Source organism: Chitinophagaceae bacterium (assembly GCA_016699815.1).
GTDB lineage: Bacteria > Bacteroidota > Bacteroidia > Chitinophagales > Chitinophagaceae > Ferruginibacter.
Genome location: CP065012.1, coordinates 330,813 through 357,232 on the forward strand (window position 1 = coordinate 330,813; position 26,420 = coordinate 357,232).

A 26,420-nucleotide genomic window follows, 5' to 3' on the forward strand; every position below is an offset into this window, starting at 1 on the left:
TAAAATAAAAAACTTTTTTTGCTTTTAAATCTTTCCATACTTTTTGTACCAGTCAATTAAAAAACCGGTAACGGCATTATAGCTTTGCATACCCAGTGGTTGTTGGTTTTGTTTCAAAAAATTGCCGTACACCAGGTTTACAAAGGCATTCATATAACTTTGGTGTGCCCGCTTAAAATTATGCCACTTTAAATAATCTTCTTTTACCTGGGGCAACAAATCTTTGCGGCAAATTTTGGCAAATGCGGAATCTGAAAAATAAAGGCTATTGTTAGCGTACATAAACAAATCAAAATATACAGAGTAATGCAAGAGCGTATCTTTTGATGAAATGGCAGCAATATATCCTACAAAATTTGCTTCCATTTCTTTAGCATAACCCAATTGATGCGCAACTTCATGGCAGGCTGTGTAGGGCAAAATAAAGTCGGGCAAATGCGTATTCATTTGGGCTTCGCCGGTAAATGGGTTATAATAGCCGGAAATGCCTGTGTAGCTTTGTAAATTTCCCCAAATACCCGGCTTTATTGATACTGGCTCATATTTTAAAAAAGGAAATTGCACTGTAGCCGATTGATAGGCTTCATATACCTGCTTAAACAATTGTTGGGTTGAAGGAAATTTTTTTTGCCGTAAAACTGCCTGTTTCGACTGGTTTATTTTATCGAGCAGGAGACAATTTAAATTGCGGAGTTCTTCGGTAGAGTACGCTTCTTTTTCCGGAAGGCCAAGCTGCCATTTAATACCCTGGCGGTTATAATTTAATCCCCAAAAAACATTAAATACGATGTAAATGAACATTAAATTCAAAAAAAAACTGCCTGTATTTTGTAAAAAATTAGGCATTTTTTTACTACGGATCACAAAAACAATACACTTTATAAGTTGGGCAACAAGCCATCCAAATAATAGCAGGTACAAAATATCACCAATGCAAAAGGGAATTTTTCCAAATAGCATCCTTTGAAAACCGGAAAAACCTGGAAAAAACCTTGAAGAATATCCCCATTCCACATGGCTGGCATTTTGGCTATAAGCCCTAATGGCAATGCAAAGAGCCAGTAAAACGCTCCCCAAAAGCCATTTGCTATTAATTTTCATTGCATTAAAACTATACAAAAGGAGCAAAAGATAAAAAAAATGCCCAATTTAGCTACTTTTTTGGTAGAAAATGCCCAATAATAAAGCAAAAAATATTACCTTTGCCGTCCTTTAAACTTTACCGATGGCTAAGAAACGGCAGTTTGAGATTGCATTTGTGGGTTTAAAGCCCGGTATCCATGAGTTTAACTATGAGTTAGATGATAAGTTCTTTTTAGATTACGGCGCAGAGGATTTCAAAAACGCCAAAGTTCAAATAAAACTAATGCTGGATAAAAAACCCGGCTTTATGCTTTTAAAATTTGAAATTGGCGGCAATGCAAATGTTACCTGCCACCGCTGTGGTAACCCACTTAATATGAATTTGTGGGATGAGAACAATATGCTGGTGAAAATGGTGGACAACCCGGATGAAATGAATACACAGGAGGAAGACCCCGATGTATTTTATATTTCCCGAACAGAAAGCCACCTGCACCTGGCAGAATGGTTTTATGAATTTGCAATATTGAGCCTGCCGATGCAAAGGATGTGCAGCCCCGAAGAAATGGGCGGGCCTCAATGCAATAAAGAAGTGCTGGATCGCTTGAAAAAAATGGAGGAAAGAAATGAAGAAAACAACGCTTCTACCCTTTGGAAAGGACTGGAAAAATTTAAAAAGAATTAATAATAATTTAGATTAGAACAATAAAAATTATAAAATAAACAATCATGCCAAATCCCAAAAGGCGACATAGTCAACAACGCAGTGCAAAAAGAAGGACGCATTATAAAGCTGATGCAACCACTTTAAGTGTAGACAAAACTACCGGCGAAACCCATGTACGCCACCGTGCACATGTAAGCGAAGGCAAACTATACTACAAAGGAAAACTGGTAGCAGAAAAAGCGCCGTTAAAAGCTTAAGCTAAATTTTTTTCGCTTTTACTATTTTTTGCAATAAAAATTATTTATTCCAAAACCGGTATTGATGTTTAACTTCATACCTTGTTTTGGAATTTTTAATACCTAAATTTTCCCATAATGAATATTGCTTTGGATATGATGGGCGGCGATTTTGCCCCGCTGGAAGCCGTAAAAGGGGTTAAAGAATTTTTACAGGATAATAAAGAGCAGTTGCAACTGCTGCTTGTAGGTGATGAAGCATTATTGCAACAACACATAAAAGATGAAGCGGTAAACGAAGGCTCCTGGAAAATTGTTCATGCACCGCAAATGATTGAAATGCATGAACACCCTACCAAAGCGCTTAAAGAAAAAACACAATCTTCCATAGCCATAGGCTTTCATTTACTGGCAACAGGAGAAACCGATGCATTTATAAGCGCCGGCAACACAGGCGCCATGATGGTGGGCGCATTGTTCAGCATTAAAAATATTGAAGGCGTGAGCCGCCCGGTAATTGGCGCATATATGCCCCGTGAGGATGGCAGCCTTGGCCTGCTGGCCGATGTAGGCCTTAATGCCGATTGCAAACCCGAAAACCTGGACCAGTTTGCCTTATTGGGATCGTTATTTGCCGAGCATATTCTTAAAATACAAAACCCAAAAGTAGGTCTCATAAATTTGGGTGAGGAAGAAGGCAAAGGCAATTTACTTACTCAGGCAGCTTATAACCTGCTTAAAAAAAACACACAACTTAATTTTATTGGCAATATTGAAGGCAGGGATATTTTGCTGCACAAAGCCGATGTAATGATTTGCGATGGATTTACCGGCAATGTAGTTTTAAAACTTGCCGAAAGCATTCATGATATTACCAGGCGCAGGAAAATTAAAGATGAACATTTTGACCGGTTTAATTTTGAAATGTATGGGGGCGTTCCGGTTTTAGGCGTTGCCAAACCGGTAATTATAGGCCACGGCATTTCTCATTCAACTGCTTTTAAAAATATGATTGTAACGGCGCAAAAAATGATTAGTAGCCAGCTTACCGAAAAAATAAAAATGAGTTTTGCATCTTTGCATAAGACTACCTGAACTACTGATTGGTAAAAAGAATATCACCCCAATTGCTTTATATAATTGGCAAGCATAATTCCGTTTTGATACACTTTCATATTGTACCGGCCCGAACTGTAATTTTCTCCCACTAATGTAAAAAGTAAATGCTTGGTTTCCCAGGCTTCATAATCGTTGCGGAGTTTACAGGTATAAATCATCCTTTTACCATCTTTGGTTTGAAACGAGCCCGACTCCCAGGATGATTTTTGTAAAATTTTACCATTGGGCTGTGTTACCACTACAATTACTTCGGTAGTATTGCTTTGTGAGCTGTTGTTTTTAAAGTTAAATGTACCCACAATTTTAGATGCTTTATCGGCCAAATCAGTTTCTTCCGATTTTCCATTGTTTACCCGGAAAGCAGTAAGCTGTAAATCAGATGCACTAAAAACAGATGAGAAATTACTTTGGGATATTATTTCTGGTTTTGTGGTATTGACTTGCTCATTTTCAATGCCTGGGTTTACCGGCAGATTTGTGGCATTAGTTTCACCTGTTTGCTGCCCGGTATTTTTGGCATTATTAATTTCCTGAAGGCTCCTGAGTTGGTTGAGTAATAAATTGAGCCTTTTATTTTCGTTTAATATTTCGGAATTGGTACTGCTTAATTGCTTTAACCGGTATTGCAGTTCTTCAATTTTTTTTGTAGCGGCAGCAATATTCAATTTATTGGGTTGCTGCTGCAGCAGGGTATTGATTTCCTGCCTTAAGCTATAAAATTCATTGATGTTTTGCCAAATACCTGTTTTTAGTGTATCAGAATTTTTGGCTAAAGAATCAAGGGTTTTATCGAGGCCATTAAGCCGGATAACATAGGCAGAGTCGGGCGCAACAGAAATGCTTGCAGCAATTGTTTTAGCTTCCAGTTTTTTTTGTGCCTGTACCGATGAAATTTTTTCTACGGCACGTTGGTTAGCAGTTGTAAAACCCCACATCCAGAACAATATAAGCCCCATTACAATCAGCAGGCCTGACAGGATGAGCAATAAGGTTGTTTTGGAGTTTTCGGTCATACTTTATTCCTGGTCTTTTTCAAGGTCTTGCCGAACATAGGCCGAAACCCAGCCTACCTGTCCGTTCTTAACAAGGAAAAATTGTTTTTTCTCGTAAACGCCTTCAAACTGGCGCATGATATTCAATAACAAACCTGTGCCGGCAAGCATTGAGCGCTGATCAAAAACCTTGTTTACGGTTTTTGCCGTTTTTAATGCCAATTGCTTATCATCTTCATCTATCGCATCGGGCACAGAAAAAGTGGTAGATAGCGAAGAATAATTTTTTAAAAGTTGCTCCCGGAATTTTACCACTTCCTCATAGGTTACCGGAACCACAGGGTTATCAATCAACTCGGGATACATCAATACTGCCGTTGCCCAGGCAATACCTCCGCTAAACGCCACATAATCGCTCATGTTATATGCGTTGCTTACATTTACGGCATATACAATTTCATCTGCAGCATTGCCCGCTAAAACCCTGTATAACTGCCGGCTGAAATTTTCAATGGTATTATTATCTCCCAATCTTTTTTCTGTTGCATTTGCCGTGCTCTTGGTGCCCCAGGTAAGTTCAAACAAACGGAAGTTATTAGTATTTCCATTGGGAAAATATCCACCCTTGGTATTTCCGCTTCCAATATCAATTAAAAATGTTGTGTAGCGGCGTTCTTCCGGCACTATCCCCAAATGAGAGAGCTTTGCTTCGTTGATGGCATTTATCACTTCCACATTTCGTGATGGTTCTTTAATTTTTATTCTAAAGGAATCAATAAGCTTTGTGATCCAAAAATTATTATTGTCTTTTTGTGCCTGAACTTTTACACCACTGCTTATTACTGTGTAAATCCTTGAGGAAGGAATATTTTTTACAGATAATGCATAATTAAAAAGACCCGTAAATGCAGCCAGGGTATTATTAAAAACCCTGTCGTTAAACGAAATAAAATCGGTATTAAGCGAAGAATCCTGAATAATATTAAACCGAAGTTCTTTTTGTGCCGTTTTACCTACTTCTAAAATACTCAATTTTACTCCTTTCGATCCCACTTCAATACCTGCATATATTTTTGACTGCCTGAGCTTAATTGAACTTCCAGATTGGGCACTTGCCTGTAAAAAGAAAACTAAACTAAATACAATAAATAAAGTTGTAAGTAAAATAAAAGGGCGTTTGTTCATTTTGGAAAACTATTTGGGGTTAAAATTAGTAATTTTACTAAGTTATAGATAAGGCTTTATTTAACTTGTGTACAAAATGTTGATTATAGAAAATATTTTTTGCCTTTTAATTTTATCTATTTGTATTTAATAAATGATTTTTATTAATATAATTTAGCTAAATTGCAAATCCATCCCTGAAAACAAGTAATTTCCATTATCCGTATTTCTTATACATTTAAACAATTAACTCCCATGAAATGCTTGAGATTAGCGTTAGTTTCCACATTATTAGTTATCACTACATCTCTTTTTGGCCAGGATCCCCTTACCTACACCAGTACTTTTAGGTATAATACCCCAATTCCGGGAACAAATTGCAATGGGTTCCATGAATCATTACCCAAAGGATATAATGATGACCCACAGGGAAAATTTCCGGTAATTTTATACCTTGCTGGTAACAGCCAGCGTGGAAACGGCCAACAGGCTCCAGATCCAAACAACGCCTACGGCTATTTGGAATATGTGGCTTTTGACCGGCCTACACGTTATCTTAAGGAACATAGTTTTCCGGAGGAATTTATTGTAAATGGCCAAACCTACCGTTTCATTGTTATTACTCCCCAATTTAGCCTTACAGAATTTACGAATATAGAACAAATTGAAGCTTGCTATCAATATGTAGTATCTCATTACAAAGTAGATATTGACAGGTTTTATATTATTGGCAATAGTTATGGAGGCGCATATTTGTGGGATTATTTAGGTGATAATTCATCGAACCCTGCTAAAATTGCGGCAGCAGTAAATGTAGCAGGTGCATCTTTACCCAATGATACTAAATGCGCTTTTATGGCCAATGCAATGCTACCGTTAATTGCCTGCCATAATACCAATGATAATGTTGTACAGTACAGTTGGTCTCAGCAATATGTAAACCGTGTCAATTTTTTTATGCCAGTTGGTGCTGAACAAGCTTCACTTATGGGTTTTACGCCTCCTGTTGCCCAGCATGATGCAACCTGGATGAGTTTAGACCTTAACCCGTCGCTCTATGGCAGCTATGCTACGCAATTAGATGGCAAAGTCAATGTATATGAATGGCTCCTGCAATTCAGGAGGTTTTTAAATCCTTTACCGGTACAATTTGCTTCTTTCAATGCTATTAAATTAAACTATAAAAGTCAGCTTAACTGGTCAACTGCAAATGAAACTAACAGCCGTGGTTTTGAAATTTTACGGAGTAGCGATGGCAATAGCTGGAATGTATTACATTTTGAAAACAGCGCTTCCACAGGTGGGCATGGCCAATATGATTTTACCGATAACAATCCATTAACGGGAAAAAATTATTACAGGATACGCCAGCTTGATTTAAACAATACAAAAAAATTATCGGAGATACGTATTGTGGATTTTGGAAAAAATGAATTTGTAAACCTTTATCCTAACCCGGCTGTAAATATGCTTTACTTAATTACCGATATTAATTTCAATAAAACTGCAGCAAAGATATTTAATAGCCAGGGCCAGTTGGTTTCAACGATACTGTTAAATGGTTCGGGAACCATTTCTATACCAGTAAGCCAGTTAAAACCCGGCACTTATTTTTTTCAAATACAGCACAGCGCTGGTAACTCAAAACTTAAGTTTGTTAAAAAATAAAATCATTGTTTTATTTTTTGGCTGAGGATTTTTGTAGCCGTTCCATTGGAGCGGCTCTTTTTTATAGGCAATAGCGGTTTGCTTATGGCGTTTAAATAATACATTTGTAAATAGTGAGCCCAACATTTTCCATTAAACGTTTTTTAAAACTCAGGCCGGAAATGCCCTGGGGGTTTTACATTACCGGATTTTTTTTTAAATATTTTTTGCGCCAAAATGTAAAAGTTACCTGGATGCTGCACCATACTTCTACAGTGCATTATCCTCAAAACATTAAAAGGGGAAAAAATGTTTTTCCAGGCGATTCTCCCGGTAATTTTATTGATGCCGAATATGGCATTAGTATTGGTGATTTTACCAATATTGGACCCAATGCAGGCATCATTACAAAAAACCATGATGTGGTAAACAATGATCGTTACACCGGGAACCCAATTACCATAGGCGCTTTTTGCTGGATTGGCATGAATGCCGTTGTGTTGCCCGGCGTAACACTTGGAGATTTTACCATAGTGGCCGCAGGCGCCGTTGTTACCAAATCCTTTGAAGAGGGCTACTGCATAATAGCAGGTAACCCTGCAATTCTCATTAAAAATACCGACCGCCAAGCTTGTGAACAATTCAGGAAATCAAAATATCAATAAAAAAGTTTTTCTTCAGGCAAAATATTTTTTCCTGGCAAGGCTGCTTCAGGTAATCATTGTTTTTGGCATCCTTATTTTGTTTTCGCTTAGGTTATCTAAAGAAAATTACGGGCTGTACCAGGGCTCCTGGGTTTTTATTAATCTATTTGCCCCTTTGCTTTTTCTTGGCCTGCCCCAGCAATTACTCACCTTACCCGGCAATGGCGCCATTTCTCATTTTTTTTGGCTGCTGAAAAAATATTTTCCTTATTATGTTACCGCCGTTCTTATTTTTATTACAACCCTTTTTTTTCTACATCAAAAATTTTCAAATGCTTTATTAATTTGCATTTTTATTTGCACTTTATTTCAATCGGTAATGCTTTTGATGGACAACCTGGTAATAAAGCTTAATGCCGATTTGCTGTTCCTAAAACAAAATTTTTTATACAGCCTGCTTTTTTTGGCGCTGCACTATGCCTGGCTTTATGCCGAAACAGATATGGTATGGCTGGTTGTGGGTATTGCTTTTATAGGATTTTTGAAATCAGCCGCTTATTTTCTATTTATCCGTAAATTAAATTTGGGTGTTCACCTGGAGGTTGCCGATACATTGTATTTCGAAAAACAATGGAAACTGTTAAGCCTTAATGAAATCCTCAACCGTTTTACAACACATGCCGATAAGCTGGCAATCATTTTCCTGCTTAGCATTTCGGGTTTTTCTGTTTACTATAATGGCACATACGAACTGCCCTTTTTTGCCATGCTGGTATCTGCATTGGGCAATAGCCTTTCTGTTCAATTATCCAACAACAATACAGGCGCAAAAAGCGCTGCGGCTTTATTTAAGCAAAGTATAGTAACCGGCTCTTCGGTGGCTTTTCCCTTATTTTTCTTTTTCTATATTTTTTCTACGCCGGTTTTTCAATTTTTCTTTAATGGCAAATACATGGACTCTATACCCCTTTTTAATATTGCCATTTTTATTGCTTTTTTAAGGGTTACCAATTTTGCCGTTATCCTCCAGGTATTTAAAAAAAATCATACGATACTTTTTGGAAGTATCATTGATTTATTGGTAAATATTGGCACCGTGTTACTACTGTATCCATTTTGGGGAATAAATGCTTTTCCTGCCGGTTTTGTTATTGGCACGGCATTTCAAATTGCGTATTACATTTTTAAAACAAAAAAATTGATTAATGCTGGTATTCCGGATCTCATTCCGCTTACTTGGATATTGGCACTAATAGTTGCCTTAACCCTTTTTTACTCCCTGCTTTTTTATATTCTGCAACCTTTACAAACCTGGGCCATTATTGCCATTGCTGCAATAATTACTACAGCAATTATATACCTGCTCACCCATTTTTTTGGCAGTAAAATAAATAATAAAAAAACAGTTACTTCTTTAGAGCATGAATAATAACAGAGAACTCTGTAGCAACAAGGCTTGCGCCTCCCACAAGGCCTCCATCTACATCGGGCTTTCCAAATAATTCAGCAGCGTTTGAAGCTTTTACACTTCCCCCATATAATATAGAAACGGTTTTTGCAATTTCATCGGCAAATTTTCCTGCTATTACTTTTCTAATATGTGCATGCATTTCCTGGGCCTGGTCACTGCTGGCTGTTTTGCCTGTACCAATGGCCCATATTGGTTCGTAAGCAATAATAAAACCCCTTATTTGTTCTGCACTTAAATGAAACAGGCTTTCCCTCAGTTGTGTTTCCACAAAACTATTTTGTGTGCCTGCTTCTCTTATAACCAATGGTTCACCGCAGCAAAAAATGGGCTGCAATCCATATTCCAAGGCAATATCTACTTTTGTGGCAAGGGTTTCATTGCTTTCCTTAAAATATTCCCTGCGTTCGCTATGGCCAATAATTACATAAGGCACACCAATGCTTTTAAGCATTTCCACACTGGTTTCTCCCGTGTATGCCCCCAATTTTTTATCGGAGCAATTTTGTGCCGCAATTTCCATATTTTCCAGGTTTTTAACATTGGCACTTATTGCGCTGAGATAAGGAAATGGCACACCCAATACTACCCTCCTGTTTTCATTAAGTTCATATTTTGTTGCCACTAATTCTTCAACTAGTTTTTCTGCCTGTTGAAACGTTAAGTTCATTTTCCAATTGGCTGCCGCAATTTGTTTACGCATAATTAATTTTATTGTTGATGGTATAATTGTTTGAGCAAAGAAATTTCATTTTCGGTAATTTGCCCTCCTTTTAATTTTTTCCAATTATCAATATCTGCTATTGCTTTTTCAAAGATATAGCGTTCTTTGCCCCATAAAAAATTACCGGAATATTTTGCCGGCATTTCATTACCAAAAATATTGCAGCAAACGCCAACAATTGTGCCTGTATTAAAAGATGTATTAATGGCACATCGGCTGTAATCACCCATTAAAAGGCCCGCTTTGGTACCTGCCACTATACCGGCATCATTTTTACCTGAGAAATATTTTACAGCAGATGCATTATTTTTTACATTACTGTTGCTTGTACCTGCCCCCAAATTACAACATTCCCCAATTACACTATCGCCCAGGTAACCATCGTGTGCTTTATTACTATGGGCAAAAAAAACAGCATTTTTAATTTCGCCGCCTGCAACACAATTGGGGCCAATAGTGGTGCCGCCATAAATTTTAGCGCCCATTTTCACTAAAGCATTATCGCAAATGGCAATTGGGCCCCTTAGCATACAGCCTTCCATTACCGCTGCATTTTTACCTATATAAACCGGACCTGCAGATGCATTAATCAAACAAAAATTTACTTGTGCACTATCCTCAATAAATACCTGCTGCGGGTTGATGAATTGATTTGCTGCAAGCATATCTGCTCCCGGGTTTGGGGGGTTTATCAAATGCATATCTTCCCTTATTGCCCAATCATTCAACTGGTAAATATCCCAGGGATTATTAAGGCATTTTACATCACTTGCAATACCATGGAGTATGGATAAAAAATTTTTTGCTGTGGGCAACAGATTGGCATCAACTTGAATGGCATCTTTTGGGGCCATTGCTGCATTGGTGAAAATTGCAGCCTGTGTAAGCAATGCCCATTTTTCTTTAATGGTAAATATGCCTACACGTATATCCGATACATGCCTGGTGTAAGTAAAAGGATAAAGTTTTTTCCGGCATAAGGTATCATCCAAAAAAATATTCATGTTGTAAAAATACACAAAGAGCGTACGAATTATGTACAAAAAAAAATCCCACGGCAAAACCGAGGGACTTTTTAAAGTATAGCCATGAAAAACAACCTTAAGTTAGGGTACTGCCCTACCAAATTATTTTGCTTTCTTTTCGTAGCGTTTTTTGAATTTATCAATACGGCCTGCGGTATCCACCAACACGTTTTTGCCGGTATAAAAAGGGTGAGATGTATTGGAAATTTCCAGTTTTATTAAAGGGTATTCCTGGCCATCTCCTTCGAAAGTAATCGTTTCTTTTGATGCTGCAGTGGAGCGGCTTAAAAATGTATAGCCATTGCTCATATCTTTAAATACTACCGGCCTGTAAGCTGTGGGATGAATTCCTTTTTTCATTGTATGCTGTTTTAATACGGATTTTGCCGTATGCTAAATTTTTAAAGATGCAAAGTTAAGGTTAATTATCTAATATTACAGCCTTTTGTTTATTATAATTCCTCATTTGGCCCTATTTAATTTTTACAGGAAGTATTGATTATGAAAGTATTGTAAGATATTTTAAAAAATAATCATAAAAACCTTTGATAACTTAAAAACATTTTAAATCTTTGTATCGCTTATCTCTCTAAACCAGATTCCTATTGATATACGCCCAATTGCTCCTTTTACCCAGAAATAGTTTTGTGCTTATCGTTTATCCTAAATAAAACTACAAGAAACTCCATTTTACCTGTGAGCCATTTTAATAATTAAACCAGTTATAAAATGCTTACAAAATTTACCACAAAAGCGCTCATTTTGTCGCTACTGTATGCTATTCAATCTATGGCACTACAAGGCCAGGCAACCATAAGGGCCTACCAGCAAATTTATTCAGATAACCTTAAAGGCGGCACCACGGTTATTGGTAATACCGGCATGCACATTTTAAATACCAATAGCACGGTAAACCTTACCCAAATGAACGAAATAGGCAATGCTGCAAATGGCCTGGGCGGAGTTGGGTTTACACAATATGGTAACGACAACAGCAATATGCAGTTTATTGATATTGACGGTTTGGCCGAAACCTATTCTTCTTCATCAGCCGACCTTTCATTACCAGCCGGAACAAACACCATAAAATTTGCACGCCTTTATTGGGGCGGCCGTATCAATAACACTGCTATTGCGGCTGTGCCTGATACTTTACGCAAAATTAAAATTCGCAAAGGCAATAGCGTATATTCCAATATACTTTCACCGGTAAGCAGCGTAGATCAGTTTGCCGTAACGGCAACAGAAACAATCTATCAATGTTATGCCGATATTACCAGCTACGTTCAGGCAGCAGGTGTGGGAACTTACAGCATTGGAAATATACCGGCTACTCCTGGAGCGGTGAGTGGCGGTGGAAAATATGCCGGCTGGTGTATTGTGATAGTTTATGAAAACCCTGCAAAGCCTTTAAACAGCATTAGGCTTTACGATGGATATTACCAGGTTTATACCAGCACCAGCGGTCCTGCATCCATTAGTGTAACCATGAACAATTTAAATGTTCCCAATAATACTTTATTATCAGAAGATGCCGTAGTATCTGCAATGGCCTGGGAAGGAGATGGCAACCTTGGAGCAACGGCAACAAATCCATCCGGCGATTTTGTAAAAGTAAATGGCAATATAATAAGCAATGCAGTAAACCAGCCTGTGAATTACTGGAATGGGAGCATCAGTAAAAACGGGGTTTATGTAACAACAAAAAACCCCAGCTATAACAACCAAATGGGAATTGACATTGATGAAGTAAACGTAGGTACAGGATATGGTATATTGCCCAATGCTACTTCGGTTACTGTAGAATTTGGTACAGAGGCCGACCAATACTTTCCCAGTTTTTTTGGTTTTACTATACGCATGAAAGATCCGCTGGTAAATTTAGATAAAACGGTGGCCGATGCCAGCGCCAGCAATACCATTGAGCCCAATGAAGTACTTACCTATACACTTAGCGGAACCAATCAGGGTGCTGGCATGGCCTATAATGTGTTTGTAGTGGATTCTTTACCCGGCAATACCAGCTATGTGCCTGGTTCGTTGGAAGTAATTACCGCTCCCGGTGTGGTACTTGGCCCTCAAACCGATGCCAACGATGCAACAGATATGTCCTACAAAGGGATTAACAACGGAAAACATTTTGTAAAATTTTTTATAGGAAATAATGCAACCAATAACAGCGGCGGCCAATTGGAATCGGGTGAAGGTTATACTGTAAAATTTAAAGTAAAAGGCATGGCCATACCTGCCAGTGTAAGTAATACGGCTACGGCTTATTCCCATACAATTGTAAATGATATTTTTACCGATGATGGTACGGCTGTAATTGGCCCATCTGGTGGTCCAACACCCGTAAAACTCACCCGCTTTTCTGTAAAATTATCGGGTGTAAATGCAGATTTATTATGGGTAACCGATTTTGAAATTAACAGCGACCATTACGAAATTGAACGGAGCTGGGATGCCCTTTCATTTGAAAAAGTTGGAGAAATTAAAGGCAAAGGAAACAGCACCGTTAAACAAACCTACAATTTTGCCGATATAAATATTGGTGCTGCACAAAGAAACGGAAATGTAGTTTATTACCGGTTGAGAATTGTAGATACAGATGGCAAAAATTCCCATTCTCAGGTAATTGCATTAAGGCTCAACGGAACAATGGCAATAAGCGCATATACGATTTATCCCAATCCATTTATGGATGATATTAAAATAATGATAACTGGAGCAGAAGCAACAATGGCAGACTTTCGCATTATTGCAATAAACGGCAAAGAACAATTAAGAAGAAAAATAAAATTGGAAAATGGCGATAATATTGTAGTTTTAAGAGACCTTCAGCAACTGGCCATCGGAACCTATATTTTAGAAATAAATACCGCAGGAAACAAATACAGTACCAAAATTGTAAAAAAGAAATAGTTTTTTCATACATACTTCACTTAAAGCCGGCGTAATAGCCGGTTTTTTTTATTTAAAATTTACTTACTGGCACCTGGTTGAAATTAAAATAAAATATTTCACTCATCTCCTACTTAAAAAGGATAACCGCCTACTCCATTTTTCAACCTGCAATTCATTATTTTTGCCGCCTATGGCCAAAGCATCGGGCGCAACTCCATTAATGCAGCAACACAATGCCATCAAGGCAAAATACCCTGATGCCATCTTACTTTTTCGGGTTGGCGATTTTTATGAAACCTTTGGCCCCGACGCCATCATCTCCTCAAAAGTGCTGGGCATAACCCTCACAAAAAGAAATAATGGCAGTGCCGCTTCTTCGGAACTTGCTGGTTTTCCGCACCACGCTTTGGATACCTACCTGCACAAACTGGTAAAAGCAGGCTACCGTGTGGCAATTTGCGACCAACTCGAAGACCCTAAAATGGCCAAAGGAATAGTAAAGCGTGGGGTAACAGAACTAGTAACACCAGGCGTAGCCACCAATGATAAATTATTGGAACACAGCAGCAATAATTTTTTGGCTGCAATTCACCTGGGTACAGAAAAAACCGGGCTTGCTTTTTTTGATATCAGCACAGGCGAATTTTTTGTTGCTGAAGGCGATGCCGATTATGCCGATAAATTACTGCAAAACCTGCAACCGGTAGAAATTGTTTATCAGCGCAACAGGCAAAAAAACTTTAAAGAACAATTTAGCGGCAATTACTTCACCTATGCATTGGATGAATGGATTTTTTCTGAAACCTATGCTACCGAAAACTTATTGAAACATTTTGGCACCCATAGCCTCAAAGGTTTTGGAATTGAAGAAATGAAAGATGCCATAATTGCTTCCGGCGCCATATTGCATTATTTAAAAGATACCGAGCATCCAAACTTACAACACCTTTCTACAATACAACACATCAATAAAGAGGATCATTTATGGATGGACAGGTTTACCATACGCAACCTGGAACTCATAAGCCACAACCCTGAACAGCAAACCCTTTATAAAATTATTAATAATACGGTTTCGCCAATGGGCGCCAGGCTTTTAAAGCGCTGGATGATGATGCCGCTTAATGATATACAGAAAATAAATGAAAGGCTGTATACCGTTGAATTGCTCATTAAAGAAACAGAAACCAGGAACCAGCTTTTACAGCATATCCGCCAGGCCGGAGATGTGGAGCGCCTTGCAGGCAAAATACCCTTAAAAAAAATTAACCCGAGGGAAGTATTGCAAATTGCCAAAGGATTGCAGCAAACTGAAAAAATTAAAAAGATATGCACACAAAGCAGCGATGCCTACCTAAACCGGCTGGGTGATGCTTTTAATAGCTGCAATTTTATTTTAGATAAAATACTTAAAGAAATAAATGAAAACCCCCCGGCAGCTATTAACAAAGGCGGCCTCATCAATAAGGGCATTCTTGAAGAATTAGATCATTTAAGGGAAATTGCCTCGGGTGGAAAAAATTATTTATTACAGTTGCAGCAAAAAGAAGCGGCAACAACCGGTATTTCTTCTTTAAAAATTAGTTACAATAATGTATTTGGTTATTATTTAGAAGTAACCCATGTACATAAAGATAAAGTGCCCGAAACATGGATACGCAAACAAACCTTAACCAATGCCGAAAGATACATAACCCCGGAATTAAAAGAATATGAAGAAAAAATACTGGGCGCAGAAGACAAAATACTGGAAATTGAACAACAGCTTTTCCAGGATTTATTAAACGAACTGCAGGATTATATTGCTCCTATGCAAGCAAATGGCCATGCAATGGCGGTGCTGGATATTTTATGCAGCTTTGCCGCAAATGCCATTCATTACAACTACAAAAAACCCCTGCTGCATAATGGCGATGACCTGGAACTTAAGGATAGCCGTCACCCGGTAATTGAACGCAACCTGCCAGTGGGCGAAAGCTATATCAGCAATGATATTTTGCTCAATGCAACCACCCAACAAATTATTATTTTAACCGGGCCAAATATGAGTGGCAAAAGCGCCATATTACGGCAAACAGCGCTCATTACTTTATTGGCACATATTGGGAGTTTTGTACCGGTAACATCTGCCAAAATACCTTTAACCGATAAGATTTTTACCAGGGTTGGCGCATCTGATAACCTGAGCGGAGGCGAAAGTACCTTTATGGTGGAGATGAACGAAACCGCAAGCATCATCAATAACCTTACTGCCAGAAGCCTTGTGCTGCTGGATGAAATAGGCCGGGGAACTTCTACTTACGATGGTATTTCCATTGCATGGAGCATTGCAGAATTTATACATCAATGCCCGCAAAAACCCAAAACTCTTTTTGCCACCCATTATCATGAGCTCAATGAACTGGAGAACCGCTTTGAACGCATACGTAATTTTCATATCACCAATAAAGAAGCCGGCAATAAAATTATTTTTCTCCGAAAGCTTGCGCCGGGTGGCAGCCTTCATAGTTTTGGCATACATGTGGCCCGTATGGCTGGAATGCCACCAGCATTAATTGAAAGGGCCAATAAAGTACTTGCAGAATTAGAAGAAAAAAATGCATCAAATGAAAGTATTAAGGATAGGATAAAAGACATTTCCTTACCTAAAATGCAACTGAGTATTTTTGATGCCCACTCCCAAACGTTTGAGGAAATAAGGCTACTATTGGAAAATACCGATATCAACCGCCTTACACCTGTTGAAGCATTGTTAAAACTGCAGGAAATAAAAAACAAAATTCAGTAAGGCCATAAACAGTTATTATTTTGTGCAACAAATTCCGGAAAACAATAGTCTTTAAATACTAAAGGCAGGATTTTTGCAGTTTAAATTGTTATGCTAAAAAAACTACTTGTAAATTTTATTTTACTGTTTACCTGTTACCAATTTTCTATTGGCCAGCCATGCACTACCATTGGCCAAACCCCGGCTACAGCATTTCCTGTATGTGGCACTACAGTTTTTCAGCAAACCACAGTTCCGTTTTGCAGTACCAATAACCTTTTTGTACCTGGTTGCAGTGGTGATGGAGCCGATTATGAAAACAAAAACCCATATTGGTATAAGTTTACCTGCTATGCCAGCGGAACATTAGGTTTTTTAATTACACCCAATGATGCCAATGATGATTACGACTGGCAATTATATGATATTACCGGCTTAACGCCCAATGCCGTTTTTTCCAATCATAATATTATTGTAGCAGGTAATTGGGCCGGTACTTATGGTCCAACAGGCGCCTCATCAACAGGTGTGAATGGCATACAATGTGCAAGCATACCAGCAGACAATTTGCCTACATTTGCACAAATGCCCAATTTAATACAGGGGCATGAATATATTTTACTTATCAGCCATTTTACCAATACGCAAAGCGGTTATTCACTTTCTTTTGGTGGCGGTACGGCAAATATTACCGATCCTAAACTACCCAGGTTACTTACCGCAACAGCTCCCTGCGATGGAAGTAAAATAACCATTAAATCCAATAAAAAATTGCGCTGTAATTCACTGGCCTCAAACGGATCGGATTTTTCCATTAATGTTGCCGGCGTAAATGTAATTGCTGCAAGTACAGTACAATGCAGCCCGGGATTTGATTTTGACGAATTTTTAGTAACATTAAATGGCCCTTTACCGCCAGGCATCCATAAAATTTTTATTAAACAAGGTACAGATGGCAACAGCCTGCTTGATATTTGTGGACACGAAATACCTGCCGGTGACAGTGTTATATTTGAAGTTTTCCCACTTGTACCTACTGCATTGGACAGTATTACAAAACCCGGCTGCTCCCCTACTTCTATTCAATTGATTTTTGAAAAAGGCATACAATGCAGCAGCATTGCGGCCAATGGTTCCGATTTTATAGTAACTGGCCCCACTGCCGTAAACATTAGCTCTGCAATGGGCAGTAATTGCATAAACGGATTGAGCAATACCATACTGCTTGAATTATCTGCACCTATACAAACAGGCGGCATATATACCGTAACCATTCAAAACGGTAGCGATGGTAATACTATTTTTAATGAATGCGGCGTTGCAACTTTATTAAATGAAAGCGCAAATTTTGTAGCTGCCGATACCGTAAATGCTGCTTTTAGCTATAACATTAACTATGGCTGCGCTAAAAATACCGTTCATTATTTTCATAACGGCAACCATAATATAAACTCCTGGCAATGGATTTTTGATAACTTAAGTACCTCTAACCAGCAAAATCCTGTGAAAGATTATTTTGAATTTAATAATAGAAATATACAACTCATTGTATCTAATGGCACCTGCTCCGATACGACCCAGCTTAATTTAGCATTTGCTAATTTCATTAAAGCCGATTTTGAAGCCACAGCTTTAGTTTGCCCAAATGAATTGGTTTCGCTTAAAAATAACACACAAAGCAACAGCGCCATTACCAACTGGCAATGGACTTTTGATAACACAACCAACAGTGCATTACCCAATCCGCCACCGATATTATTTACCAATGATTTTCGCAATACGGTAATTGAAAAACCCATTCGTTTAATTGCAACCAATTCTTATGGATGTAAAGACACAGCCATTAAGTATGTAAAAGTGGTAAATAATTGCTTTATTGCCGTACCCGCTGCATTTACTCCCAACGGCGATGGTTTAAACGATTATTTTTATCCATTAAATGCATACAAAGCAAACAACCTTAAATTTTATGTGTACAACCGCTTTGGCCAATTGGTATTTTATACTACCAACTGGCAGCAACGATGGAATGGACGAATAAAAGGCGCCGATGCAGATGCAGGTACGTATGTGTGGATGCTCTATTATACACATGCCGATACTGGTAAAAAAGTAGAACAAAAAGGTACCGTTGTCTTAATACGGTAATAAATTTTATAACTTTTATTTTTCGGGGTTCCCTCTAATTACATTTCACTTAAATTTGCCCAACAAAAAAAAAGGCAAATTATGGATCACAAACCTGTTTATTACGGCGAATACCTTCAACTAGATAAAATACTCAATGCGCAGGATCCCGAAAGCGGTAAAGACGGAAAAACAATGGCTCATGATGAAATGCTTTTTATCATCATCCACCAATCCTATGAACTTTGGTTTAAGCAGGTTTTGTTTGAAGTAAATTCCATAATAGAAATAATGGATAAACCAAGGGTTAATGATAACTCAGGCGACATGCAGGCAGTAGTGCACAGGCTCAACAGGGTGGTAACGATTTTACGTATGCTGGTTCAAAAAATTGACATCCTGGATACCATGACGCCGATGGATTTCCTTGATTTCAGGGATATGCTAAGGCCGGCATCTGGTTTTCAAAGCTGGCAATTTAAAGTGCTGGAAGCCAGGCTGGGCCTCAAGTTCGATAATAGGTTCGGGCAGCAATATTATCTATCCCAACTCAACCAAAAAGAAATAGACATTATTAAAAATGCCGAAAAAGGCAAATCAGTTGTGCAGTTGCTGAACAGCTGGCTGGAACGTATGCCTTTTGCAGAAGATAAAAAATACTGGCCGGAAGAACATAATTACTGGACAGAATATGAAAAGATATTTACCGGCAGCTTATCTGAAGCGGAAAAAAACAATGCGGCTTTTTTTAAACACTATTTATTTACCAACGACAACAATGCAGAAAGATCATTAAGCTCCAAAGCGTGCCGCTCTGCACTTTTTATTATGCTTTACCGTGGCTATCCTATGCTGGAGTTGCCTTTTCAACTACTGAATACATTGCTTGAAGTTGATCATCAACTGGGTAATTGGCGTTACCGGCACATTAATATGGTACGCCGCATGATAGGCACAAGAATAGGTACAGGCGGTAGTACAGGAGCAGACTACCTGCAGGGCGCCATGAACAAACATTATATTTTTAAAGAAATTTCGCAAATTGGCAGCTTTTTAATTGAAAGAAGAAAACTACCGGCACTTAACGAATCGCTAACAAAAGATATGGGTTATGGATTCTGATTATTGCAAAGATTAAGTGCCTGAAATTTTTTAAATGTTGCATCTTTAAATTAATTCTTTAATTTTTTGCACCACTAAATCCACTTCTTCTTTTTTATTGTATTTGCTAAAGCTAAACCTTACGGTAACCCTGTTTGGGTTATTATTAATTGCCCTTATTACATGGCTGCCCTGTTCTGCACCCGATGTACAGGCGCTTCCGCCGCTGACACAAATATTATTTATATCCAGATTAAATAAAATCATCTCCGATTTTTCGGTTTTGGGAAGGCTTACACTTAGTACCGTATATAAGCTATTACCGAGCACATCGCCATTAAACCCAATTCCGGGAATATGCTTTTTCAGTTCGTCGTACATATAGTATTTTAACGTGCCAATATATGCGCTTTCTTCATCAAAATTTTGCGTAGCGTTTTCCAGGGCTTTAGCAAATCCAATGATGCCATAAAGGTTTTCGGTACCGGCACGCATATTGCGCTCCTGGCTGCCGCCATGTATAAAGGGTTTAATGCGTATATTTTCGTTGATGTATAAAAGGCCCACACCTTTTGGGCCATGAAATTTATGTGCGGCGCCGGTAATAAAATGCACCGCTGTATTTCTCAAATCCATGGGAAAATGACCAACCGTTTGCACTGTATCGCTATGAAAAATGGCATTGTACAATTTGCAAATTCTCCCTACTGCGTGTATCTCCATAATATTGCCAATTTCGTTATTGGCGTGCATTAACGATACCAGCGTTTTTTCCTCAGCTGCTGCCAGTAATTTTTCCAGATCTTCCAAATCAATATGCCCATTGGGCATTAGTTTAACATAGCTCAGCTTTACCAAATCCAATGCATCCAAATGCTCTACTGTATGTGTAACGGCGTGGTGCTCTATTTGCGAAGTGATGATATGCCTGCACCCTAAATCCCTAATGGATGTGTGGATTGCGGTATTGTTACTTTCTGTACCGCCGCTGGTAAAAAATATTTCTGCAGGATGTGCATTTAAAATTTTTGCCACCGATTTACGGGCTGCTTCAATACCAATTTTTGATTCCCTTCCATAAGAATAAATTGAAGAAGGGTTTCCAAACTTACCCGTTAAAAAAGGCATCATGGCTTCCAGCACACTGCTGTCGAGCTGTGTAGTTGCGGCATTGTCAAAATAAATTCTTTCCATTATAAATAAAACTTCCTTATAAAAAATAACTGTTTAAATTAATTCCTGGATATCTTTAACCAGTTTTTTGGCAATATTATTTGCTGTGGTTTCCAAATTGCTTTCAGAATATATCCTGATAATGGGTTCGGTATTGCTGGTTCGCAAATGCACCCAGTCATTCTCAAACTCGATCTTTAGGCCATCTTCAGTATTACTGGGATGCGATTTATATTTTTCTTTTATTTTGCCAAACACTTCATTTACATCAATATTTTTTTCGAGGGTAATTTTATTTTTGCTGATAAAATAATCAGGATAGGTATTGCGTAACTGTTTGATGCTTTTTTTACTTTTTGCCAAGTGTGTTAAAAACAATGCAATGCCTATTAATGCATCCCGGCCGTAATGTAAATCGGGTACAATAATCCCTCCATTTCCTTCGCCGCCAATTACAGCATGAGTATCTTTCATTTTTTGAACCACATTTACTTCGCCTACGGCGCTTGGGTTGTAAGCGCCTCCATGCTTTACCGTAATTTCTCTAAGAGCCTTGGTACTGCTCATATTGCTTACGGTATTCCCTTTTCGATGGCTAAGTACATAATCACTTACTGCAACTAAAGTATATTCTTCCCCAAACATACTTCCGTCTTCGCATACAAAGCAAAGCCTGTCCACATCAGGATCTACGGCAATCCCCAAATGTGCATTTTGTGCCAGCACTTCCCTGCTTAATGCCGTAAGGTTTTCGGGCAATGGCTCTGGGTTGTGGGCAAATTTTCCGTTGATCTCATCAAATAAAAAACTATATTTTTTTACCCCAAGCGCTTTAAACAATTTGGGCAATGCCATTGCCCCGGTACTGTTAACTACATCTGCCACAATAGTAAAACCTGCAGCTTTAATTGCTTTTACATCTACTAAAGTATAATTCACTACAGCTTCAATATGTTTATCCAATGTAGTTTCATCACGGGTTATGGTGCCTAATGACCCTACTTCAGCAAAACTAAAATCTTCTTTTTCAGCCAGCTCTAAAATCTTGCTTCCATCTTTTGCGCTGATAAATTCTCCTTTTTCATTTAATAATTTTAAGGCATTCCATTCTTTTGAGTTGTGGCTTGCGGTAATAATAATGCCCCCGTCTGCCTTTAAAAAACCTATGGCCATTTCTACTGTGGGTGTTGTACTAAAATCGGTATCAATTACATCTATACCCAAAGCACTTAAGGTAGATATTACTATTTCCTTAACCATTTTCCCACTCATCCTACCATCTCTGCCAATTACAATAACATTTTTATTTTTTGATTTGTTCCCTTCTTTTATCCAGGTTCCGTAAGCTGCAGAAAATTTTACAATATCAATTGGGGTAAGGTTTTCTCCGGGCCGGCCACCTATAGTTCCCCTTATTCCCGAAATGCTTTTAATAAGCGACATGAATATTCTATTTTGAAATGCAAATATATAAAGAAAATGACGAAGCTATTTTTGAACAAAACCTAAGTTCAAGAAAGCACTTATTTGCTTTTATTGTGAAACAGCATCCACCTTGCCGTTTCATAAATAGCAGTGGAAAGTTCGGATAAATGCCTTTTTACAGAATCTTTTTGGGCTATGGTTAAAGTGAGCGAATCGGCTGTTGACGGAACCAATTCCTCTTTTTGCATATGGATGTTTTTGCGGTAATAAAAATGGTCGTTTACAATACCAATCCACCCGGATGCATGATAAATGGTAAAAGCCGCATTTTCTTTTTTGTTACCGCTTAATAAATTCCTGCCCAAAGTTGAATTTACATAGGGTTGTTGCAACATCCCGGCAATAGTGGGCAACACATCAATTTGTGAAACGGTTTCATTTCTTAACTGCGGATTGATCAAATGCGGGGAATAAAAAAGCAAAGGAACATGCTCTTCGCTCAGGCGCTGCTCCGTCCAGGCTTTTGGATAAAAAAAACTGGCATCCCCTTCCACACCATGATCGCCAATAAATACAAAAATGGTATTACTGAAATATTTTTCCTTTTGTGCAGCTTCTATAAATTTTTGAAAACAGTAATCGGTATAGGCAAAGGCATTAAATTCTTTTGACGATTCAAACCCATATTTACTCAAGGTATCGCCAGATATGTTTTTTTGTATAAATCCTGAATCTTCTACGGGAATTTTATAAGGCCTATGGTTATCTGCAGTTTGTATGATGCTGAAAAAAGGGGCTTGTTGTTTAGCCATTACTTCATTGGCCTGTAAAAAAAGGTTTTTATCGCTTATTCCCCACACGTTCACAATGGGTGCGTTATAGCTGCCTTCTTCGTAAATTTTTATATCGTCAATATTGCGTATAAGTCCCGAGAAATTATTAAACTGGCTTCTGCCGCCAATAAAATAAAACTTTTTATAGCCGTCAAAATTATTAATGATGGTACGCTGGTTTACCGATTCTTCATTTCTGGTGGCAAACTTGCTTAACTGTACATCGGGGATGCCGGTAATGGTAGCAAAAACGCCCCTTGCCGTACCAAAAGTGGGCGTAAAGCAACGATTAAAGAAAATACCTTCTTTACAAAGTTCATTAAAAAAAGGCGTTGGGTTAAGCGGGTTACCACTCATGCTGCTTTTGTACATGCTAAAGCTTTCGCAAATTACCAGCACAATATTGGGCTGGCTTTCCAGGGCCCTGCTCCCGGGCTGTACAACACGGGTATAGTTGCGTGCATCTTCATTAAGGCCAAGAAAATTTTTAATTACCGGAAAATATTTTACGGCGTCTGTTTTAAAGTCGGGGTTGCGCATCCCCAAAGTGGCAAAAAAATTCTGCAACGGGTTTAATGCAAGGTTGCTTTTAAATTCATCGTTCAATTTAAATGCCCTGAAAATATTTATGGGCTGCAAAGAAAACAAGCCATATATAAACCATGCTTGTAACAACAAAGCAGCAAAATGCCAGCGCCTTTTAAAAGAAAATTTATGGATATGGGTATTGCGTTCTTCCACGCTTACATGCAGGCGTCGAAACATCCACGCCATCATAAGCACAGCGCCACCAATAGCCAAAAAAATCCAAACAACCGGGTAGCTCTGCCAAACCATTTTGATACTTTCCTTAGGGTCTTCTGCAAATATCAATGCATCGGCATTTAACCTTGCATTTACATAAGCAAACTGCCCAAAATCTGCACCATAAAAAAACAATACCAGTAAGGTAATAATACTTAGGTATAAAGTCCATATCCTTTTATTTCTTTCGCTATAAAAAGGGGTAAACCTTGCAGAAAGCGATAACAGGGAAATTGGCAATAAAATAATAGCAATCCACCTTAAATCGTATTTTAAACCCAACCAAAATGATGGAAATAATTCTGTAATTTTAATGCTCGCTGGTTTAAAGAAAATTACAGTAGCTACCCTAAAAGTAGTAAAAATGACCAGGTAGATTATAAATAATTTTACCAGCCATTGTATTGTTTTGGGAACCAGCCATTTTTTTAGCATACACAAAAAAAGAAAGGTAAAGGTATTGCAAAGCGGATAAAAAATGCATGAACGTATAATTTTTCAATAGCTTTATTGAATTGATGAAACAAATAATACTTTTTGACAAGTGGCTGTTTTTAAAACTTAATGCAGAGTACCGCAACCAGCTATTTGATTTTATAATGCCTTTTATAAGGAACCCTTATGTATGGGCGCCACTGTATATTTTTATTATTGCGCTGGTATGGCTCAATTGCGGTAAAAAAGGCACCTGGTGGATTATTTATATTTTTATTACCGCAGGGTTTACCGATTTAATAAGCAGCCAGATTATAAAACCCATGGTAGGCAGGGTTAGACCCTGCAACGACCCGGAACTTTTGGGAAAAGTTAACCTGCTTGCCGCTTATTGTGGCGCTAATGGAAGCTTTACTTCTTCTCATGCGGCAAACCATTTTGGTATTGCAGCTTTTATTTTTTTTACTGCAGGCAGCTTGTTTGTAGGTTACCGCTGGTTATTTTTTATATGGGCAGCCGTAATTTGCTATGCCCAAATATATGTAGGCGTTCATTTTCCGCTCGATATACTGGGTGGAACCATCATAGGTTTAACAGTAGGAAAATTTACTTCCCAAATTTTTACTAAATACTTTGGGCCACTAACTTTATTTAACTGTTAATTTGCTCAAAACCTGGCATTTTCCCACATATAAAACAGTAAGTAACTGCCAGCCATTATCTTTGCATATATGTTTTCAAAAAAACATATATAATTCCAATCCATTATGACGGAGATATTTATACTGGGCTTACTCATTTTCTTGAATGCTTTATTTGTAATGAGCGAAATAGCCCTTGTGAGTTCCAGGAAAAGCAAACTGGAAACTATGGCCAACAAAGGCGATGCAAAAGCAAAGGCAGCGCTACTATTATCAGAAAACCCTGAAAGATTTTTAAGTACGGCACAAATAGGCATTACCTTAATTTCTATACTCACCGGTGTGTACTCTGGCGAAAAATTTGGCAATAACCTAAAACCTTTTTTTGAAAATATAGAATTGCTGCGGCCTTATGCAAGTGGTATTGCAACCAGCCTGGTGGTAATATTGGTAACCATACTCTCCATAATTTTTGGCGAATTGATCCCCAAAAAATTTGGCTTGCTGCGAGCAGAAAAAATTGCCCGTATGGTGGCCGGACCCATGAATGTGCTTTCCAGGTTTATGATGCCAATTGTTTGGTTCCTTTCCGGGGCTACTACCCTTATTTTTAAAACATTAAATATTGAAAAAGCAAGTAACAATGCCGTTACCGAAGAAGAAATAAAAGCCATGGTGGCAGAAGGCAGCGAATTTGGTGAAATTGAAGAAGATGAAAAAGAAATTATTGAAAGAGTTTTTCACCTCGGCGACCGCAGTATTACTTCCTTAATGACCCACCGCACCGATATTGTGTGGGTAGAAATGAACCATACAGTTGAAGATGTAAAAAATATGTTTAACAATATTATTTTTAGCACATACCCTGTATGCGACGAAAGTATTGATAATATAAAAGGGCTGGTGTATATAAAAGATTTGCTCAAAGCAACACCTACTACAAAAATGAGCCAGTTGATTAAACCTGCCCTATTTGTGCCGGAAAACAATAAAGCCTACCAGTTACTGGAAAAAATGAAAGAAACACAAATCCATACCTCTTTTATTGTAAATGAATATGGCACCCTGGAAGGCATGATTACACTGAATGATATTTTAGAAGCCATTGTAGGCGATGTTCCGCAAACCGACCAGGAAGAATACGAAATTACCCGCCGTAATGATGGCAGTTTTTTAGTAGATGCACAAATTCATTTTTATAATTTTCTCAGCTATTTCGACCGTACAGACTGGATGAATGAAGGAGAGCATGATTTTGACACCGTTGCAGGTTTTGTGCTTCATGAACTGGAACATATACCTCAAGCAGGCGAAACCATTGATTGGCGGGATTTTAAATTTGAAATTATAGATATGGATGGACAGCGTATAGATAAAATATTGGTAACTATTTCGCCGGAACTTAAAGAAGAGTTGGAAGAAGAATAAATTATTGGGCCAG

21 protein-coding genes are annotated in these 26,420 nt (G+C 38.2%); 12 read left to right on the forward strand and 9 right to left on the reverse strand.

Annotation, left to right across the window (positions count from 1 at the left end):
* Positions 1 to 24: 24 nt before the first annotated feature.
* Positions 25 to 1,101: a DUF3810 domain-containing protein gene (locus IPO46_01470; GenBank protein QQS63309.1), complete on the reverse strand. Its 1,077-nt coding sequence runs from the start codon at positions 1,099 to 1,101 to the stop codon at positions 25 to 27.
* Positions 1,102 to 1,225: 124 nt separating this feature from the next.
* Here IPO46_01470 and IPO46_01475 point away from each other — a divergent pair, with 124 nt between their 5' ends.
* From IPO46_01475 to plsX, 3 genes are all read left to right on the forward strand, one after another.
* A complete protein-coding gene (locus IPO46_01475) occupies positions 1,226 to 1,768 on the forward strand; it encodes a DUF177 domain-containing protein (protein QQS63310.1) in 543 nt (180 codons plus the stop codon).
* A 44-nt stretch (positions 1,769 to 1,812) separates the two neighbouring features.
* Positions 1,813 to 2,007, forward strand: a complete 195-nt coding sequence (gene rpmF / locus IPO46_01480; protein ID QQS63311.1) for a 50S ribosomal protein L32 — start codon at positions 1,813 to 1,815, stop codon at positions 2,005 to 2,007.
* A gap of 117 nt (positions 2,008 to 2,124) precedes the next feature.
* Positions 2,125 to 3,081, forward strand: coding sequence for a phosphate acyltransferase PlsX (gene plsX / locus IPO46_01485; protein QQS63312.1), 957 nt, complete (start codon positions 2,125 to 2,127; stop codon positions 3,079 to 3,081).
* A 23-nt stretch (positions 3,082 to 3,104) separates the two neighbouring features.
* Here plsX and IPO46_01490 read toward each other — a convergent pair whose 3' ends face one another.
* Positions 3,105 to 4,118 (reverse strand): hypothetical protein, encoded by a 1,014-nt coding sequence (locus tag IPO46_01490; GenBank protein ID QQS63313.1) that lies wholly within the window; start codon positions 4,116 to 4,118, stop codon positions 3,105 to 3,107.
* Between the two features lie 3 nt (positions 4,119 to 4,121).
* The gene (locus tag IPO46_01495) at positions 4,122 to 5,282 is read right to left on the reverse strand and encodes a hypothetical protein (protein QQS63314.1); all 1,161 of its coding nucleotides are present in this window, start codon (positions 5,280 to 5,282) and stop codon (positions 4,122 to 4,124) included.
* 234 nt (positions 5,283 to 5,516) lie between these two features.
* On the opposite strand from IPO46_01495, the gene IPO46_01500 reads away from it, so the two are divergent.
* The 3 genes from IPO46_01500 to IPO46_01510 all read left to right on the forward strand — a co-directional run bounded on the left by IPO46_01500 (position 5,517) and on the right by IPO46_01510 (position 8,981).
* A complete protein-coding gene (locus IPO46_01500; protein ID QQS63315.1) occupies positions 5,517 to 6,929 on the forward strand; it encodes a T9SS type A sorting domain-containing protein in 1,413 nt (470 codons plus the stop codon).
* A 161-nt stretch (positions 6,930 to 7,090) separates the two neighbouring features.
* Positions 7,091 to 7,573 (forward strand): acyltransferase, encoded by a 483-nt coding sequence (locus IPO46_01505; protein QQS64287.1) that lies wholly within the window; start codon positions 7,091 to 7,093, stop codon positions 7,571 to 7,573.
* Positions 7,542 to 8,981: a polysaccharide biosynthesis C-terminal domain-containing protein gene (locus tag IPO46_01510; GenBank protein QQS63316.1), complete on the forward strand. Its 1,440-nt coding sequence runs from the start codon at positions 7,542 to 7,544 to the stop codon at positions 8,979 to 8,981. The genes IPO46_01505 and IPO46_01510 overlap by 32 nt, the downstream gene beginning before the upstream one ends.
* Here the strand turns inward: IPO46_01510 and IPO46_01515 are convergent.
* The 3 genes from IPO46_01515 to IPO46_01525 form a co-directional block, all read right to left on the reverse strand.
* Entirely contained in the window at positions 8,959 to 9,723 is a 765-nt protein-coding gene (locus IPO46_01515; GenBank protein QQS63317.1) for a triose-phosphate isomerase, read from the reverse strand. The two genes, IPO46_01510 and IPO46_01515, sit on opposite strands and share 23 nt — an antisense overlap.
* Before the next feature lie 8 nt (positions 9,724 to 9,731).
* Positions 9,732 to 10,748, reverse strand: coding sequence for a glucose-1-phosphate thymidylyltransferase (locus IPO46_01520; protein QQS63318.1), 1,017 nt, complete (start codon positions 10,746 to 10,748; stop codon positions 9,732 to 9,734).
* A 123-nt stretch (positions 10,749 to 10,871) separates the two neighbouring features.
* Complete coding sequence (locus IPO46_01525; GenBank protein QQS63319.1) at positions 10,872 to 11,129, reverse strand: type B 50S ribosomal protein L31; 258 nt, start codon at positions 11,127 to 11,129, stop codon at positions 10,872 to 10,874.
* Between the two features lie 369 nt (positions 11,130 to 11,498).
* Between IPO46_01525 and IPO46_01530 the strand changes: the two genes are divergently transcribed.
* From IPO46_01530 to IPO46_01545, 4 genes are all read left to right on the forward strand, one after another.
* The gene (locus IPO46_01530) at positions 11,499 to 13,691 is read left to right on the forward strand and encodes a T9SS type A sorting domain-containing protein (GenBank protein ID QQS63320.1); all 2,193 of its coding nucleotides are present in this window, start codon (positions 11,499 to 11,501) and stop codon (positions 13,689 to 13,691) included.
* 172 nt (positions 13,692 to 13,863) lie between these two features.
* Positions 13,864 to 16,461 (forward strand): DNA mismatch repair protein MutS, encoded by a 2,598-nt coding sequence (mutS, locus tag IPO46_01535; protein QQS63321.1) that lies wholly within the window; start codon positions 13,864 to 13,866, stop codon positions 16,459 to 16,461.
* 90 nt (positions 16,462 to 16,551) lie between these two features.
* Positions 16,552 to 18,588 (forward strand): gliding motility-associated C-terminal domain-containing protein, encoded by a 2,037-nt coding sequence (locus IPO46_01540; GenBank protein ID QQS63322.1) that lies wholly within the window; start codon positions 16,552 to 16,554, stop codon positions 18,586 to 18,588.
* A 78-nt stretch (positions 18,589 to 18,666) separates the two neighbouring features.
* A complete protein-coding gene (locus tag IPO46_01545) occupies positions 18,667 to 19,689 on the forward strand; it encodes a tryptophan 2,3-dioxygenase (GenBank protein ID QQS64288.1) in 1,023 nt (340 codons plus the stop codon).
* A 45-nt stretch (positions 19,690 to 19,734) separates the two neighbouring features.
* On the opposite strand, the gene IPO46_01550 is transcribed toward IPO46_01545, so the two are convergent.
* From IPO46_01550 to IPO46_01560, 3 genes are all read right to left on the reverse strand, one after another.
* Positions 19,735 to 20,862 (reverse strand): cysteine desulfurase, encoded by a 1,128-nt coding sequence (locus tag IPO46_01550; protein QQS63323.1) that lies wholly within the window; start codon positions 20,860 to 20,862, stop codon positions 19,735 to 19,737.
* Positions 20,863 to 20,895: 33 nt separating this feature from the next.
* Positions 20,896 to 22,284: a phosphoglucosamine mutase gene (gene glmM, locus IPO46_01555; protein QQS63324.1), complete on the reverse strand. Its 1,389-nt coding sequence runs from the start codon at positions 22,282 to 22,284 to the stop codon at positions 20,896 to 20,898.
* A gap of 80 nt (positions 22,285 to 22,364) precedes the next feature.
* Entirely contained in the window at positions 22,365 to 24,338 is a 1,974-nt protein-coding gene (locus IPO46_01560; protein ID QQS63325.1) for a sulfatase-like hydrolase/transferase, read from the reverse strand.
* A gap of 83 nt (positions 24,339 to 24,421) precedes the next feature.
* Between IPO46_01560 and IPO46_01565 the strand changes: the two genes are divergently transcribed.
* Positions 24,422 to 25,000, forward strand: coding sequence for a phosphatase PAP2 family protein (locus IPO46_01565; GenBank protein ID QQS63326.1), 579 nt, complete (start codon positions 24,422 to 24,424; stop codon positions 24,998 to 25,000).
* A gap of 105 nt (positions 25,001 to 25,105) precedes the next feature.
* Positions 25,106 to 26,407, forward strand: coding sequence for an HlyC/CorC family transporter (locus tag IPO46_01570; protein ID QQS63327.1), 1,302 nt, complete (start codon positions 25,106 to 25,108; stop codon positions 26,405 to 26,407).
* The last annotated feature ends 13 nt before the right edge of the window (positions 26,408 to 26,420 follow it).